Source organism: Pseudomonas sp. WC2401 (assembly GCF_041200115.1).
GTDB classification, from domain to species: Bacteria; Pseudomonadota; Gammaproteobacteria; order Pseudomonadales; family Pseudomonadaceae; genus Aquipseudomonas; species Aquipseudomonas fragi.
The window spans coordinates 3,655,687-3,671,959 of the sequence record NZ_CP165623.1; the positions used below are offsets into that span (position 1 = coordinate 3,655,687).

Genomic DNA, 16,273 nt, shown 5'->3' on the forward strand with positions numbered 1-16,273 from the left:
CTTTATGACAGCGCTCAACGATCTGAATGCCCTGCAAGCCAGCATCGCCGAAGCGGTACTGGGCCAGGACGAGGTCATCCGGCAGATCATCGTCGGCCTGCTGGCCAACGGTCATCTGCTCCTCGAAAGCCTGCCCGGGCTGGCCAAGACCCGTACCGTCAAGGCGCTGGCCAGGCACCTGGATGCGCAGATGAGCCGTATCCAGTTCACCCCCGACCTGTTGCCATCGGACATCACCGGTGCCGAGGTACTGCACCAGGTTGATGGCCAGAACCTGATCCGCTTTCAACCCGGGCCACTGTTCGGCAACCTGATCCTGGCCGACGAAATCAACCGCGCCCCGGCCAAGGTACAGGCGGCTTTGCTCGAAGCCATGGAAGAGCGGCAGATCACCGTGGCCGGCAACAGCCACCCGTTACCCGAACTGTTTATCGTGCTGGCCACGCAAAATCCCATCGAGCAGGAAGGCACCTATCCGCTGCCCGAGGCGCAGATGGACCGCTTTGTGATGAAGGTACTACTTGACTACCCCGCGCCGGCAGACGAATCCCAGGTGCTGCGCATGCTGCGTGCCGAGGAACAGGCGCAACATGCCAGCGCCGCAGCGGCACCGGCGTTCGCCCTGGGTCAAGAGGTGATTTTTGCGGCGCGCCGCGAAGTCGCTGCAGTGACCGTGTCCCCTGCCATCGATGCTTACCTGATCGACCTGGTCAACGCCACCCGCCACCCCGCCGACTACGACGCTGATCTGGCCCGCTGGATCAGCATCGGCGCCAGCCCCCGCGGCGGTATCGGTCTTGACCGATGCGCCCGTGCCGACGCCTGGCTGCGCGGCCAGGCCTTTGTCACCCCGGACAATGTGCGCGCCGTGGTGTATCCGGTACTGCGCCACCGCCTGCAACTGAGCTACGACGCCGTCGCCGATGGCGTCAGCGCTGACCAGGTACTGCAGCGCCTTCTCGACAAAGTCGCGATACCCGCCTGATGCGCCCTCAACGGCAGGAGGCCGACGGCCTGGTCTATGTTTCGCTGGCGCAGTTGATGACGCTGGAGTTCAAGGCGCGGGCGCTAAGCTTTGTCGCCCGCCAACCCCGGGCCAGCATCCTCTCGGGCAACCATGCTTCACGCTTGCGTGGCCGTGGCCTGAATTTCGACGAACTGCGCCGCTATCAACCCGGCGACGACCTGCGCCACCTCGACTGGCGCGCCTCATTGCGCACCGGCAAACCCGTGGTGCGCACCTTTACCGAAGAACGCGACCGCCCGGCCTTGATCGTGGTCGACCAGCGCATGTCGATGTTTTTTGGTTCCAGCCGCAGCTTCAAATCTGCCACCGCTGCCGAACTGGGCGCGCTGGCCGCCTGGATGGTGTTCAACGCCGGCGACCGGGTGGGCGCGCTGGTGTTCAACGATCAACGCATCGACAGCATTGCCCCGCTGCGCAGCCGCAAACGGGTCGAGGCGCTATGCAGCAAAATCGCCCGGCAGAACCAGGAACTCAACGCCACATTGCCCGACTGCGAAGACGCCGATCAATTGGACAAGGTGCTGCAGCATTGCCTGGCCATTGCCGGGCACGACCACCTGATTTGCCTGATCAGCGATTTCGCCGGGGCCGGAGCGCACACCCTGCAGTTGCTGCGCCAGCTGGCAGTGCACAACGATGTGATCGCCATGCAGGTCTACGACCCCTTGGCGCTGGACCTGCCCGAGACCGGGCGTTTACTGGTTACCCAGGGCCAGTTGCAAGTGGAACTGGCGGTGCAGCACGCACACGTCCGCCAACCACTGGGCGACTTCCTCAGCGGGCGCTTCAAGGACATCGCCAGCCTGCTGCGCCGCAGCCAGGTGCCGCTGATGATGTTCAGTACCGCCCGGGACGCCCACAGCCAGCTGCGTATCGAACTGGGCAAACTGGGCGGAGTGCGGCCATGACCAGCCCTATCCCCAGCATTGACCAACTGCAAACCCTGGCCCTGCCGGCACCCGTCAGCTACCTGCCGCAGACCTGGGGCTGGTGGGCCTTGCTTGGGCTTGTGCTGAGCGGCCTGGCGGTCTGGGCTGCACGCGCTTGCCTGCATTGGCGGCGCGACCGCTACCGGCGCGAGGCCTTGCAACGGCTGGCGCAACTGCGCGCGGCCAACGACCCGCTGGGCACTTTGCGCGAGCTGCCCACGCTGCTTAAACGGGTGGCCCTGTCCATGCCCGTGCCGCAGGCAGCGGGGCCGTTGCAGGGCGAGGCCTGGCAGAACTTTTTACGCCGCCACGGCCCGCAGCCGGTGCCCGAGGATTTCAGCCAGCAACTGGCGTTTCTTGCCTACGCCCCGGATGAGCAATTGCTCGCCCTGCCCGCCATACAACGCCAGCAGTTGGTCGACACCTGCACACGCTGGGTGGAGCTGCACCATGTGGCAGTTTGATTACCCCTGGCTACTGCTATTGCTGCCCTTGCCGTGGTTCGGCTACCGCTGGCTGCCCGCCTACCGCGAAGCCCGCAGCGCGGTGCGCGTACCGTTTTTCTACGGCATGAGCCGCGCCGTCGATCAGGCCCCTCAGGTGGCAGGCGCGCAGCACAATAGCGGGCAATTGCTGCTCAACCTGCTGGTGTGGGCATTGCTGGTGGTGGCCGTGGCCAGGCCGGTATGGGTCGAAAAACCCATCGAGCGCCAGCAACCGGCACGCGACCTGATGCTCGCCATCGATATCTCACAGTCGATGGAAACCGCCGACTTCACCGACGCCAGCGGCCAGAAAATCGACCGCCTGAGCGCGGTCAAACACGTGGTGCAGGACTTTATTGCCCGGCGCAAGGATGACCGCATCGGCCTGATCCTGTTTGGTAGCGCGGCCTATCCGCAAGCGCCCCTGACCCTCGATCACGCCAGTCTGGCACTGCTGCTGGACGACACCGGCATCGGCATGGCGGGCCCCGACACCGCCATCGGCGACGCCATCGGCCTGAGCCTGAAACTGCTCGACCAGGCCCATGAACAGGAAAAAGTGCTGATCCTGCTCACTGACGGCAACGACACCAGCAGCGCCATCCCCGTCCCCCGTGCCGCTGCCATGGCTGCGGCCAAAGGTGTGGTGATCCACACCATCGGCATCGGCGACCCGAATGCCGACGGCGAAGCCAAGGTCAACCTGGCCGCCCTGCAGAGCATCGCCAAAAGCACCGGCGGCCAGTACTTTCGCGCAGAAGACCGCGACAGCCTGAACCAGGTGTACACCACCCTCGACCGCATCACCCCGCACACCGTGCAGACTTTCAGCCACCAGCCCAAACGTGACCTGTTCTGGTTGCCCGTAGCGGCCGCCATCAGTCTGGTGACGCTGTATCACCTGCTTGCGCTGCTGGCCTCACGGCGGCACCCGCACCCGCCACCGCAGGAGGCCCGAGATGGAGATCAACCTCAGTGACTTCCACTTTCTGCGCCCGGCCTGGCTGCTGCTGGCGATTGTCGGTGCCCTGCTGCCGCTGGTGTGGCGGCGCAGCCATGACCAGCAACGACGCCTGCGGGCGATCATAGCCCCGCACCTGTTGCCCCACTTGCTGGTCACCCCGCCCGACAGCCACCACCTGCGCCCGGTGCATTTGACCGCAGCCCTGCTGATGATCGGCGCCGTTGCGACGGCAGGCCCCACCTGGGAACAGGACCGCCCGGCTTTCCTGCAAAACCGCGCCCCGCTGATCATCGCCATTGATCTGTCACCGTCAATGGATGCCAGCGATGTGCAGCCCACCCGACTGGAAGCCGCCAAGCACAAACTGCATGACCTGATCGCCCGGCGCAAGGGTGCCCGTACGGCCCTGATTGCCTATGCAGGCAGCGCCCATCTGGTTTTGCCCGCCACCGACGACCCGGCATTGCTCGACAGTTTTGTCCAGGCCCTGGGCACCGACCTGATCGCCCGGCCCGGCAAGAACGTAGCGGCGGTAATCGAACAGGCCAGGCGCCTGCTGCAGGCCGAAAAAGCCCCCGGCACGCTGTTGCTGATCACCGACGGTGCCGACACCACGCAACTGGACAGCCTCAAAGCCCTGTTACCGGGCAGTGCCCTGCAAGTGCTGGTACTGGCGGTGGGCAGCAGCAATGACGGGATCATTCGCGACGCCAGCGGCCAACCGCGCACCGACAGTACCGGCCGCCCGCAATTGGGTACATTCGACAGCGCCGCGCTCAAGCAACTGGCCGCCGCTACGGATGCGCCGCTGGGCAGCCTGACCCTTGATAACGATGATCTGGACTGGGTCGAAGGCCACGCCCAACAGCACTTCCAGGCCGCCAGCGACGAGCAGCGCGAGCTGCAATGGAAAGACGCCGGCTATTGGTTGTGTGGCCCCCTGCTGTTGCTTGCCTGGTTCTCGGTGCGCCGTGGCTGGAGTTTGAACTGGAACGCTGTTCTGCTGCTGGGCGCAGGGCTGGCCCTGCAACCGGCACCGGCGCACGCCAACGCACTGACCGATGCCTTCTTCACCCGCGACCAGCAAGGGCGCTGGGCCTTTGAACACCAGCACTATCCGGCAGCTGCGGAGTTATTTGTCGATCCTTACTGGAAAGGCATCGCAGCTTATAACGCCGCCGATTTCGATCTGGCACTGGCCAGCTTTGCCCAGTTGAACACCGCCCAGGCGTACTTTTACCTGGGTAATATTTACGTGCGTCGCTTCAAATTCGAACAGGCAATTGCCGCCTATCGCCAGGCCTTGACCCTGCAACCGCAGTTCCCCGAAGCCAGCGCCAACCTGGCATTGGCCATTGCCCTGGAAAAAGACACCGACAGCGCCGAGCAGAACACCCCCGAGGTCAAACCCGACGCAGTCAAATTCGACAAGCCCCCAGGCAAAGGCCAGAGCAAGCCAGTGCAAACCCTGCAGGCGGCCAGTGACGAACAGTGGCTGCAAAACCTGACCACCTCCCCGGCGAATTTCCTGCGGCAAAAATTCAGCCTGCAAGATCAGAAGGTGGCGCCATGAAGCCCTGTGCCCTGGCACTGCTGATGTTCGTCGGCCTGGCGCAGGCCGACGAGCCACAACTGCGGGTGCAGGCCCGGCTGGTACCGGGCGACGCCGTGGTGGTGGGCGAGGCCGTGCAACTTCAGGTCGATGTGCTGACCGACAGCTGGTTTACCCGTGGTGCGTCATTGCCCGAACTGAGCCTGGCCGGTACCGATGTGATGCCACCCAATGGTGAAGCCGAGCACCTGTCGCAGACGATCCAGGGCCAGACGTTCAGCGGCCTGCGCTACACCTACCGGATTACCCCGACCCAGGCGCAAGCGTTCTCCATCGCGCCCTTGACGGTGCGTGCCACTCCGGCGCAGGCCAGCCATGAGCTGTCGGGGCAAACCCCGGCACTGACCTTTCGTGCCAGCCTGCCCGAGGGTTTCAGCCCCGGCGAGCCGGTACTGGCGGCCAGCGCGTTGCGCCTGAGCCAGTCGCTCACTCCGTCAGGCGGCCCGTTCAAGGTGGGTGACAGCCTGACCCGCAGCGTAACGTTACAGGCTGACGGCACTCCGGGGCTGGCACTGCCCGCCCCGCCCCTGGCCTCGGTGGCCGGGCTCGGTGCATACCCGCAAACCCCGCAGGTGAGCAATCTGGACGACGGCCGCGGCGGCTTCAATGGCGGTCAGCGCATTGACCGCGTCCGTTATCGCATCGAGCGCGAAGGCGATTTCGAGCTGCCGGCGATCCGCGTCAAATGGTGGGACAGCGTCAACCGCAAAACCCGCTTCAGCGAACTCCCGGCCGTCACCTTCAAGGCCACCGCCAGCAGCAGCTACACCCCGGTGTTCTCCATCGTTGACGACCTCAAACAAATGGGCCAGCCCACCCGGTTACGGCTGCCCGCCTTTTGGCTGGTGGGCGCTGCCGCGTTGCTGCTGGCTGTTGCCCTGTATGTAAACCGGGGTCGCTTGCTGCATGTTCTCAACGCCGTCAGGTACTGGCTACGCAACCGCCCGCCGCGCCAGGATTATGGTTTACGCCCGCTCAACCCAAGACATGAAAAGGACTTCCAGAAATGAATAAACAAAAACCTGTAGCCGCTGCCGAGGCACGAGGCTGCGATAAGGACCGAAGGGCCTTCAACATCTCGGGGCCGCTTCGCTGCCCATCGCAGCCTCGTACCTCGGCAGCGGCTACAACAGCACTTGCGGCGCTGTTGTTCGCCCTGCCGCTGTTCGCCCTGGCCGCCGACCCCTTGCCCTCCTGGAACGAAGGCCCGGCAAAAAAAAGCATCATCGAATTTGTCGAGACGGTTACCACGCCGGACAGCAAGGGCTTTGTAAAACCCGAAGCGCGCATCGCCGTGTTCGACAACGATGGCACCCTGTGGAGCGAGCAGCCGGGTTATTTCGAAGAGCTGTTTGCCTTCGACGAAATCAAACGCATGGCCCCCCAACACCCGGAATGGAAAGACCAGCAACCGTTCAAGGCGGTGCTGGAAAACGACCACAAGGCCCTCGCCGAAAGCGGCATGGAGGGCCTGCTGAAAATCTTTATGGCCAGCCATGCCGGGCTAACCACCGATGAGTTTCGCAACAACGTGCAAGCCTGGCTAAGCAAGGCCCGCCACCCGACAACCGGCAAGCCCTACACCGAGATGGTCTACCAGCCGATGCTGGAAGTGCTTGCATACCTGCGCAGCCAGGGGTTCAAGCCCTACATCGTTTCCGGCGGCGATACCGGCTTTATGCGCGTATTTGCCGAAGAGGTCTATGGCGTTCCGCCGGAGCAGGTGATCGGTTCCACGTTTGTCACCGAGTACCAGCTCAAGGACGGCCAACCGTCCATCCTGCGCACCGCCAAAATCGCCCATAACGATGACGGCCCCGGCAAGCCGGTGAGCATCGACAGCGTGATTGGCCGCCGGCCGATCCTCGCCTTCGGCAACTCCGACGGCGACCTGCAGATGCTCCAGTGGACGGCTGCAGGCACGGGGCCGCGCTTTATGGGCCTGGTGCACCACACCGACGCCAAACGCGAATGGGCCTATGACAGGGACTCGAAAATCGGTCGCCTGGACAAGGCGCTCGATCAGGCAAAACAACAAGACTGGACTATCGTCGATATGGCGTCGCAATGGCGACGGATCTACCCGTTCGAGGCCAGTGCAAACGAGCAACAGCAATAAGAAAAACAGCCGTCAGCAGTGCACTAACCAGGTCAACAAGGAGCAAGTTGCATGACTCGAATAGCCAAGTGGTTACCCCAGCTAGCCCTCGTGGCGGCTTCGGTGATGGCGTTTTCTGCCACCGCCGCAGCCGCTGAAAAGCCCAACATCCTGGTGATTTTTGGTGATGACATTGGCCAGTCCAATATCAGCGCCTACTCCATGGGCGTGGTGGGCTACAAAACCCCCAACATCGACCGGATTGCCAAAGAAGGCATGATGTTCACCGACTACTACGCGGAGAACAGCTGCACCGCCGGGCGCTCGTCATTCATTACCGGGCAGACGCCGCTGCGCACCGGCCTGTCCAAGGTCGGCATCCCGGGGGCACCGGTGGGCCTGCAAAAGCGCGATATCACCATCGCCCAGGCGCTCAAGTCGCAAGGCTACGCCACGGCACAGTTCGGTAAAAACCACTTGGGCGACCGCGACGAATATTTGCCGACCAATCATGGTTTTGACGAGTTCTTCGGCAACCTCTACCACCTCAATGCCGAAGAAGAGCCCGAGCGCCCGTACTGGCCCAAGGATGACCCAGCCTTCGTCAAGGCCACCTCGCCCCGAGGGGTGATTCACAGTTTTGCCGACGGCAAGATTGAAGACACCGGGGCCCTGACCGCCAAGCGCATGGAAACCATCGACGATGAAACCACCGCGGCGGCGCAGGCATTTATCGAAAAGCAGGCCAAGGCCGACAAGCCTTTTTTTGTGTGGATGAACACCACGCGCATGCACGTCTTTACCCACGTGCGCGACTCGATGAAGGGCCAGAGTGGTATGCCCGGCAACGAGTACGCCGATGGCATGCTTGAACATGACGGCGACGTCGGCAAACTGCTGAAAACCCTCGACGACCTGAAAATCGCCGACAACACCATCGTGGTCTACACCACGGACAACGGGCCCAACCAGTTCTCCTGGCCGGACGCGGCAACCACGCCGTTCCGCAACGAAAAGAACTCCAACTGGGAAGGTGCCTTCCGGGTCCCGGCGATCGTGCGCTGGCCGGGTAAAATCAAGGCAGGTGAAGTCAGCAACGAAATGTTCTCCGGGCTGGACTGGTTCCCCACCCTGCTGGCAGTGGCTGGCGATGCCGACGTCAAGGACAAGTTGCTCAAGGGCTGGGCCCCGGTGGCCGGCGGCAGCAACTTCAAGGTGCACCTGGACGGTTTCAACCAGCTGCCGTACCTGACCGGCGAACAACCCAAGGGCAATCGCAACGAGTTCTACTACTTCAACGATGACGGCATGCTGGTCTCGATGCGTTTCGACAACTGGAAAGTGGTGTTCTGCGAGCAACGCGAACCGGGCGGTTTCAAGGTCTGGAGCGAACCATTCGTGTGCCTGCGGGTGCCGAAAATCTTCAACCTGCGCATGGACCCGTTCGAGCGGGCTGACGTGGTCTCCGATCAGTATTACGACTGGAGCACGAAAAACGTCTACTTGAATGAACTGGCAATCATGAAGGCGGCCAACTTCCTGGAAACCTTCGTTGATTACCCGCCGAGCCAGAAGCCGCCAAGCTTCAGTATCGATCAGGTACGCGCAGCGGTAGATGCCAAGATTGCGGAAAAAATGAAACATCAGCCAGCGCAGTAAACCTGCCCTGTGGGAGCGGGCTTGCCCGCGATTGTCTCGACGCGCTGCATCTGTCAGATCGCGCCGCCTCCATCGCGAGCAAGCCCGCTCCCACACGGGGTAACGACTCCTTCCCGAATTCCTTCTGCACAAGGCTCCAGCGCAATGCCGCCATCCTTACCGTCCAGCCGTACTGCATTGACTGCCCCCGCCTTGCTGCTGTTTATCTCCGGTACTGCCGCCCTGATCTATCAGGTGCTGTGGATCAAACAACTGTCGCTGGTGATCGGTGTCGAGGTGTACGCCATCACCACCGGCATCAGCGCCTTCTTTGCCGGGCTGGCCCTTGGCGGGCTGCTGTTTGGCCGTTGCGCCGACCGCCTGGGCAAACCCTTGCTGCTGTATGCAGGCCTCGAAGTCGGTGTGGCCGTGCTCGGCATCGGCGCCACGCTGGGGCTGGGCATGGCCGCCGCGCCATTTGCCTGGCTCGAACAACGGATCGGCCTGCCCGCCTGGCTACTGCCATTGCTGCTCGTAGGCCTGCCCGCCCTCTTGATGGGCGGCACGCTGCCCGTGCTGATGCGCGCACTGGCGGCTGATCCGCGCCATCTGGGCCAGGCCGGGGGCCGCCTGTATGCCGCCAATACCGGCGGGGCGATTGTCGGCACCCTGCTCACCGCCTTTGTCTTGATTGCCAGCTTCGGCGTGTTCGCCAGTGCCCTCGTTGCCGCCGCCCTCAACCTGATTGCCGCCGTGGCTGCCCTGGGCTTGCAACGCGGGCAGCACGCAATTGTCAGCGGCCCCGTAGCGTCCAGCCCGGCACCCACACCGGCCCGGCTGGCCATGGCCTTGTATGCGATCGCGGGTGGTGTGGCGCTGGGCTACGAAGTGGTCTGGTCGCAGTCGATCGTACAGTTCATGAGCACCCGCACCTATGCCTTTGCCGTGGTGCTGGCCACTTACCTGGCCGGGCTGTTTATCGGCAGCAGCCTGATGGCGCGCCGGGTTGATCGCCTGCGCGATCCCTGGGGCATTTTTGCCTTGCTGATCGCTGGAGCCGGGCTGGTGGCACTGCTGGAAATCACCCTGCTCGGGCGCTGGCTGGTGCTGCTGCAAACCCAGGCAGAGACTGCGGTACTGGCCTTGGGTGGCAGTGTGTTGCTGGGCATGAGCGCGCGCTTCGCGGTGGCGGCACTGAGTATTGTGTTTGCCCCCACGTTGTTGCTGGGCGCCGCGTTCCCGGTCGCCCTGCGCCTATGCGTCGGCCCCGGCCGGGTCGGGCGGGATGTCGGTGCGGTCGTGGCGTTCAACACCCTGGGCGGGATCATCGGCGTTGCGCTGTGCGGGTTTGTGCTGATCCCGTGGCTGGGGCTGGTGCGTACCCTCGGTGTGTTGGCGATCATCGCTGCTGCCGTCGGTTTTATCGCGGTACGCCAGGGGCACGGGGTCAAGAAAGGTCATCGCCAGGGCGTAATTGCGGTCAGCCTGGCAGCGTTGCTGGTGGCCATACTGACGCCGGTCGAACGTCTCGCCGACCTGCTGCCCGGAGCCCGCAACGGCGAGCTGGCGTTTTACCAGGAAGGCCGCGGTGGCACGGTTGCCGTGGTCACCCAGGGCAAGGGCGAACGCACCTTCCACCGCCTGTATATCCAGGGCGTGTCCAACACCGGCGATGCCATGCCGTCGCTGCGCTATATGCGCATCCAGGCCCTGTTGCCGCTGTTGATCCACAACGGCGAACCCCGCTCGGCGCTGGTGATCGGCTTTGGCACCGGGATCACCGCCGGCGCCCTGCTCAGTTATCCGGGGCTGGAACAACGGGTGGTGGCCGAGTTGCTGCCCGCGGTGGTCAAGGCTTCAACCCTGTTCAAAGGCAACTTCGCTGCGGCGACCAACCCCGGCTTGCAGGTGCGTTTGCGCGACGGTCGCCAGGAGCTGCTGCGCAGCGAACAGCGCTATGACCTGATCACCCTTGAACCACCGCCGCCCTCCGCCGCCGGGGTGGTCAACCTGTACTCGCGGGACTTCTATCAACTGACTGCGCAGCGCCTGCAACCGCAGGGGATCGTTGCGCAATGGTTGCCGTTGCCGACACAAAATATCGACGACTCGCGCTCGCTGGTGCGCAGTTTTCTCGACGTGTTCCCCTACGCCACGCTGTGGACCAGCGAATTTCACGAAATGCTGCTGGTGGGTTCACTGCAACCGATGGAACTGGATGCCGCACGCATCAGCGCCCGCTTCGAGCAACCCGGTGTACGCAACGCCTTGCAGGATGTGGGCGTGGCTTCGTCAGCGGCACTGCTGGCAACCTGGGTGACCGACCGTGCAGGGCTGCAGCGTTTTGCTGCAGATGCGCCGGCCGTCACGGACGACCAACCGCGTATCGAGTACGCTCCCTGGGTGCGCAGCAAAGAAATCAGCCGGGTACTGCCGGCGTTGCTCGACCTGCGCAGGCCAGCGAATGTGGTCAACGCCGACCCGGAGTTTGTCGAGCGCATGAATACCCATCAGCAACGCCTGATGCAGTTTTACCGTTCCAGCCTGCATGCCTATGATGGCGACCGCGAGGCATGGAGCCAGGATATTCGGGAAGTGATGCGTGGCGATGGCGCCAACCCCTATTACCGCTGGTTTGTCGGTGAACGCTAGAGCCTTTTCGATACGGAAGTCGCAATGCCCAAAACTAAAACTATAAAAGCTGCAAACCAACCTGATTCGCGCCCCACCCTGATGAGCCGTTACCTGTTACCCGCAAGCGCCGGGGTGTTGCTACTGGTGCTGGCCGGGCTGTGGTTTTACCTCAGCCGCCCGGCCCCGGTGGTATTGCCGCCCCCGCCTGCGGCAATTGCTTCAGTGAGCCCGAAACCCGCCCCGGCGCAGATGGTTGACGAACAACAGTGCCAGGGCTGCCACGGCGCCCAGGCCAAGGACTGGCAAGGCTCCCATCACCAGTTGGCCATGCAGGTGGCCGAGTCGCAGACTGTGCTCGCTAATTTCAACAATGCAGCGTTTACAGGCGAAGGCGAAAGCAGCCGGTTTTTTCGCCAGGGCGCCGAGTTCTGGGTCAACACACCCGGGGCCGATGGCAAGCCCGCCGACTTCAAGGTGGCCTATACCTTCGGTATTGCACCGTTGCAGCAGTATCTGATCGAAGTCGGTGACGGCAAGCTGCAAGCCCTGGGCGTGGCCTGGGATAGTGAAAAAAACCGCTGGTTCCATCTGTACCCGGGCCAGGGGGTGAATTTCAAGAACCCGCTGCACTGGAGCAAGCCCAGCCAGAACGCCAACTTTATGTGCGTCGAGTGCCACACCACCGGCTACAAACGCAACTTCGACGCAGCAGCCAACACCTTCAACAGCCAGTGGAACAGCCTCGGCGTCGGTTGCCAGGCCTGCCACGGCCCGGCGTCCAATCATCTGCGCGCCGTAACCGAAAACAACCCGTTGCCCCACAGCGGCTTTGACGTCGACCTTAAAAACAAGGACGCCACCGTCGAGATCGAAACCTGCGCCCGCTGCCATGCCCGCCGCGCACCGCTGGGCGATGGTTTTACCGTGGGCAAGCGCCTGATGGACGACTACCTGCCCAGCGTACTGACCCGCGAACTGTACACACTGGACGGCAAGATCAAGGACGAGGTGTTCGAACACGGCTCATTCCTGCAAAGCAAAATGTTCGACAAGGGCGTGCGTTGCAGCAACTGCCACAACCCCCACAGCACCGAACTCAAGGCGCCGGGCAATGGCGTGTGCCTGCAATGCCACAACACCGCCGGCAAGGCTGCAATCCCCGGAATTGACGGCAAGGGCCTGTTGGCGAAGAACTATGACTCCATCGACCACCATCGCCATGCCGAAGGCCAGCCCGGCTCACAGTGCGTGGATTGCCATATGCCCGGCAAGTTCTACATGGGCAACGACTTTCGCCATGACCACAGCTTCAGCCTGCCCAACCCGATGCGGGCCAAGGCCCTGGGTACCCCTGACGCCTGCCTGACCTGCCATCAGGGCAAGGCCGGTGACCGGGTAACCGAGCAATTCAAACTCTGGAGCGCCCACGATGCACCACAAGCGGCGCGCTACGATGACAGCCTGTGGTTGATCCGCGGTGGCCGTCCCGGTGCCGGGCAGGCGCTGTACGAGCAATTGCGGCGCAGCAACTTGCCAGCGATTCAACGCGCTACGCTGTTGGCCGAACTGGCCAACTACCCCAGCGAATCCGCGTTGAAACTGGCCAGCAAGGACCTCAACCACCCTGCCCCGCAAGTGCGTGAAAGCGCGGTGCGGGCGGTGAGCGCCTTTTTGCCACCGGCTGAGCGGGTCGCCTTGCTCAGTCCGTTGTTGAATGACAGCGTGCGGGCGGTGCGCATCATTGCCGCGCGCAACCTGCAGGGAGCGGCACGCAATGGCTTGGGGGGCAGTCAGGGCGCGTGGGACAAGGCCATCGGCGAATACGAGAAGGTGCAATTGAGCCTGGCCGAACGGGCAGAGTCCAACCTCAACCTGGCCATGCTGTACCAGGCCAGCGGGCGCAATGCCGAGGTTGAGCCCAGGCTGCGCACAGCGTTACTGCGTGATCCCGACTTCTACCCGGCGCTGGTCACCCTGGCCCAATGGCTGGAGGCCGGTGGTCGCAAGGCAGAAGCCTCGACCCTGCTCAGCGATGCGATCAAGGCACAACCCCAGGCAGCGTTGTTGCAACACAGCATGGGGCTGGCATTGATTCGCGCCGGCCAGCCCGAACAAGCGATGAAAGCTTTGCAGCAGGCGGTAAAACTGGAACCGGACAACGGCCAGTACCGCTATGTGCTGGCCGTGGCGCTGCACCAGGGCGGCCAACTCGACCAGGCCTGCGCACAAATGGAAGAACTGCTCAAACGCCAGCCGGCGTTTCGCGATGCGCGTTTGGCGTTGATCCAGTTCTACCTCTACAGCGGCCAGGAGCCCAAGGCGCAGGTGGTGCTGCAGGCCTGGAAACAGATCAATCCTGAGGATATGGCGTTGAAGTGACAGCCCTCACCCCAACCCTCTCCCGGAGGGAGAGGGGGCTGATTGATGGCGTTACTCATATCTGCTTTTGCCTTTAGTCCCCTCTCCCTCCGGGAGAGGGCTAGGGTGAGGGGCTTTTGATCTGCTTTGCCCTCACTCCCCTGCCATGCGCTCCAGGCTGTTGCTCAGATGCAGCAGCATGGCGGCGCGGGCGGCGTCGGGGTCCTGGCGGCGGATGGCGCGCAGAATCGCTTCGTGTTCGAGCACGGCCATTTGACCCAACTGCTTGAGGTCGGCATCACCGCGCTCCTGACTGTTGATCCGGGTACGCGGGATCGCCGAACGCCCCAGCTGGGCAATGATGTCGGTGAAACAACTGTTGCCCGTGGCCTGGGCGATCAACTGGTGAAACCGCAAGTCCGGCTCGACGCTGCTGTCATTGTTGGCCAGTGAGTTCTGATGGTCATCCAGCGCCTGGCGCATCTGCAGCAGTTGCTCCTCCGTGCGACGCCTGGCGGCCAGTGCCGCCGCCTGGGTCTCCAGGCCCATGCGCAACTCGATGATGCCGCGCACGCTGGCCGCGGTATCCCGGCTCAAGTGAATGCCCTGGCGCTGATCACGCTCAAGCACGAAGGTGCCAATGCCGTGACGGGTCTCGACCAGCCCCGCTGCCTGCAATTTTGAAATCGCCTCACGCACCACGGTGCGGCTTACGCCGTGCTCACGCACGATGGCCGACTCGGAAGGCAGCTTCTCGCCGGGCGCCAGTTGGCCCAGCAGGATCCGCTGTGTGAGCTCGGCCACGATGTCGTGGGCCAGGCCCGGTGAACGCTTGCGCAACGGCGCACTCTGGGGGTTGTGCATGGGGCAAATCCCTTCGAACAAGACGGTCTGATACTAGCACCTGAACATGTATGACAAGCTATATAAAAATCAGACAACCCTATGTTTAAAACTGATTACGACCTTCAGGCAAGTACCTCGCTTGCAGCTTTCCCTAGCCTTAAAGCCAGCAAATCACCCGAATAATCGACATTAAAGTATCTATATCAGCATTTTTATAACTTTTTGGTTTGTTTCAAAGCATTGCCAAGAAAAAAGTCCACTCGTATGATGTCTGGCAACTGCAGGCCTGACCTGCGGCACACATAACCCGCATAAAAATAATCAGTGGGGCTTTGAATTGTGAACACTTCCGGCAATCCGTCTGCTGCGTACGCCAACGACCCGGTCCTGGCGCGTGCGATCCAAAAAGTGAAGCGTCATGTACTGCCGCTCTTCGTCATCATGTTTATCGTCAACTACATCGACCGCGTAAACATCGGCTTTGTGCGCAGCCACATGGAGCACGATCTGGGCATTGGAGCCGCCGCCTATGGTTTCGGTGCAGGGCTGTTTTTCATCGGCTACGCACTGTTTGAAGTGCCGTCCAATATGCTGCTGCAAAAAGTCGGCGCCCGTATCTGGCTGACCCGAATCATGTTCACCTGGGGCATCACCGCCACCCTGATGGCCTTTATCCAGAACGAAACCCACTTCTATATCCTGCGTTTCCTGCTCGGTGTAGCCGAAGCCGGCTTCTTCCCGGGCGTGATCTATTACTTCACCCGCTGGCTGCCGGGCGCCGAACGCGGCAAGGCGATTGCCATCTTCCTCAGCGGCTCGGCACTGGCCTCACTGATCTCGGGACCACTGAGCGGCCTGCTGCTGCAAATCACCGGCATGGGCCTGCATGGCTGGCAGTGGATGTACATCATCGAGGGCATGGCTTCGGTGGTGCTGTGCGTGTTTGTGTGGTTCTGGCTGGACTCAAAACCCCATGACGCCAAATGGCTCAGCCGTGCCGAGCAAGATGCGCTGGTCAACGAGATTGACCGCGAGCAGCGTGAACGCGATGCCGTCAACACCGTCAAGCCCACCTTGGGCAGGCTGCTCAAGGACCGGCAGATCATGCTGTTTTGCGCGATCTACTTCTGTATCCAGCTGACCATTTACGCGGCGACGTTCTGGCTGCCGAGCATCATCAAGAAAATGGGCGACCTGAGCGATATCCAGGTGGGCTTTTACAACTCGATCCCGTGGCTGATCTCCATCATTGCCATGTACGCCTTTGCCTCGCTGGCCAGCAAGTTCAGGTTCCAGCAAGCCTGGGTGGCGGCCGCCCTGGTCATTGCCGCCATCGGCATGTTCATGTCCACCACCGGCGGACCGATCTTTGCGTTTATCGCCATCTGCTTTGCCGCCATCGGTTTCAAATCGGCATCGGCGCTGTTCTGGCCCATCCCCCAGGGCTACCTGGATGCACGCATCGCGGCGGCGGTGATCGCACTGATCAACTCCATCGGCAACCTCGGCGGCTTCGTCGCCCCCACCACCTTCGGTTTCCTGGAACAAACCACCGGCTCGATCCAGGGCGGCCTCTATGGCCTGGCCGGCACGTCGATCATTGCGGCACTCATTGTGTTCTTTGCCAAGACCAAACCCACTCCTACGGCCGTGACCCCCACCGCCCTGCAACCTGCCTGACA

The 16,273-nt window shown here is 62.6% G+C and carries 12 protein-coding genes; 11 read left to right on the top strand and 1 reads right to left on the bottom strand.

Features of this window, described 5'->3' with window-relative positions; all coding sequences use genetic code 11:
• Positions 1-4: 4 nt before the first annotated feature.
• The 10 genes from AB3G35_RS16555 (at position 5) to AB3G35_RS16600 (ending at position 13,766) form a co-directional block, all read left to right on the top strand.
• Positions 5-985: an AAA family ATPase gene (locus tag AB3G35_RS16555; protein ID WP_369781779.1), complete on the top strand. Its 981-nt coding sequence runs from the start codon at positions 5-7 to the stop codon at positions 983-985.
• Positions 985-1,935, top strand: coding sequence for a DUF58 domain-containing protein (locus AB3G35_RS16560; RefSeq protein ID WP_169885457.1), 951 nt, complete (start codon positions 985-987; stop codon positions 1,933-1,935). The genes AB3G35_RS16555 and AB3G35_RS16560 overlap by 1 nt, the downstream gene beginning before the upstream one ends.
• Entirely contained in the window at positions 1,932-2,420 is a 489-nt protein-coding gene (locus AB3G35_RS16565) for a DUF4381 domain-containing protein (RefSeq protein WP_106116464.1), read from the top strand. The genes AB3G35_RS16560 and AB3G35_RS16565 overlap by 4 nt, the downstream gene beginning before the upstream one ends.
• A complete protein-coding gene (locus tag AB3G35_RS16570) occupies positions 2,407-3,420 on the top strand; it encodes a VWA domain-containing protein (protein ID WP_369781780.1) in 1,014 nt (337 codons plus the stop codon). Before AB3G35_RS16565 ends, AB3G35_RS16570 begins: the two co-directional genes overlap by 14 nt.
• A complete protein-coding gene (locus AB3G35_RS16575; protein ID WP_369781781.1) occupies positions 3,401-4,978 on the top strand; it encodes a VWA domain-containing protein in 1,578 nt (525 codons plus the stop codon). The genes AB3G35_RS16570 and AB3G35_RS16575 overlap by 20 nt, the downstream gene beginning before the upstream one ends.
• The gene (locus AB3G35_RS16580) at positions 4,975-6,027 is read left to right on the top strand and encodes a hypothetical protein (protein ID WP_369781782.1); all 1,053 of its coding nucleotides are present in this window, start codon (positions 4,975-4,977) and stop codon (positions 6,025-6,027) included. Before AB3G35_RS16575 ends, AB3G35_RS16580 begins: the two co-directional genes overlap by 4 nt.
• Positions 6,024-7,136 (top strand): HAD family hydrolase, encoded by a 1,113-nt coding sequence (locus AB3G35_RS16585; protein WP_369781783.1) that lies wholly within the window; start codon positions 6,024-6,026, stop codon positions 7,134-7,136. The genes AB3G35_RS16580 and AB3G35_RS16585 overlap by 4 nt, the downstream gene beginning before the upstream one ends.
• A gap of 51 nt (positions 7,137-7,187) precedes the next feature.
• Entirely contained in the window at positions 7,188-8,774 is a 1,587-nt protein-coding gene (locus AB3G35_RS16590) for an arylsulfatase (RefSeq protein ID WP_169885448.1), read from the top strand.
• A 144-nt stretch (positions 8,775-8,918) separates the two neighbouring features.
• On the top strand, positions 8,919-11,405 hold the full coding sequence (locus tag AB3G35_RS16595; RefSeq protein WP_369781784.1) for a fused MFS/spermidine synthase: 2,487 nt from the start codon (positions 8,919-8,921) through the stop codon (positions 11,403-11,405).
• 24 nt (positions 11,406-11,429) lie between these two features.
• The gene (locus AB3G35_RS16600) at positions 11,430-13,766 is read left to right on the top strand and encodes a tetratricopeptide repeat protein (protein ID WP_369781785.1); all 2,337 of its coding nucleotides are present in this window, start codon (positions 11,430-11,432) and stop codon (positions 13,764-13,766) included.
• Positions 13,767-13,898: 132 nt separating this feature from the next.
• Here AB3G35_RS16600 and AB3G35_RS16605 read toward each other — a convergent pair whose 3' ends face one another.
• Positions 13,899-14,609, bottom strand: coding sequence for a FadR/GntR family transcriptional regulator (locus tag AB3G35_RS16605; protein ID WP_016781213.1), 711 nt, complete (start codon positions 14,607-14,609; stop codon positions 13,899-13,901).
• A gap of 321 nt (positions 14,610-14,930) precedes the next feature.
• Between AB3G35_RS16605 and AB3G35_RS16610 the strand changes: the two genes are divergently transcribed.
• Entirely contained in the window at positions 14,931-16,271 is a 1,341-nt protein-coding gene (locus AB3G35_RS16610; RefSeq protein WP_106116458.1) for an MFS transporter, read from the top strand.
• Positions 16,272-16,273 lie beyond the last annotated feature (2 nt).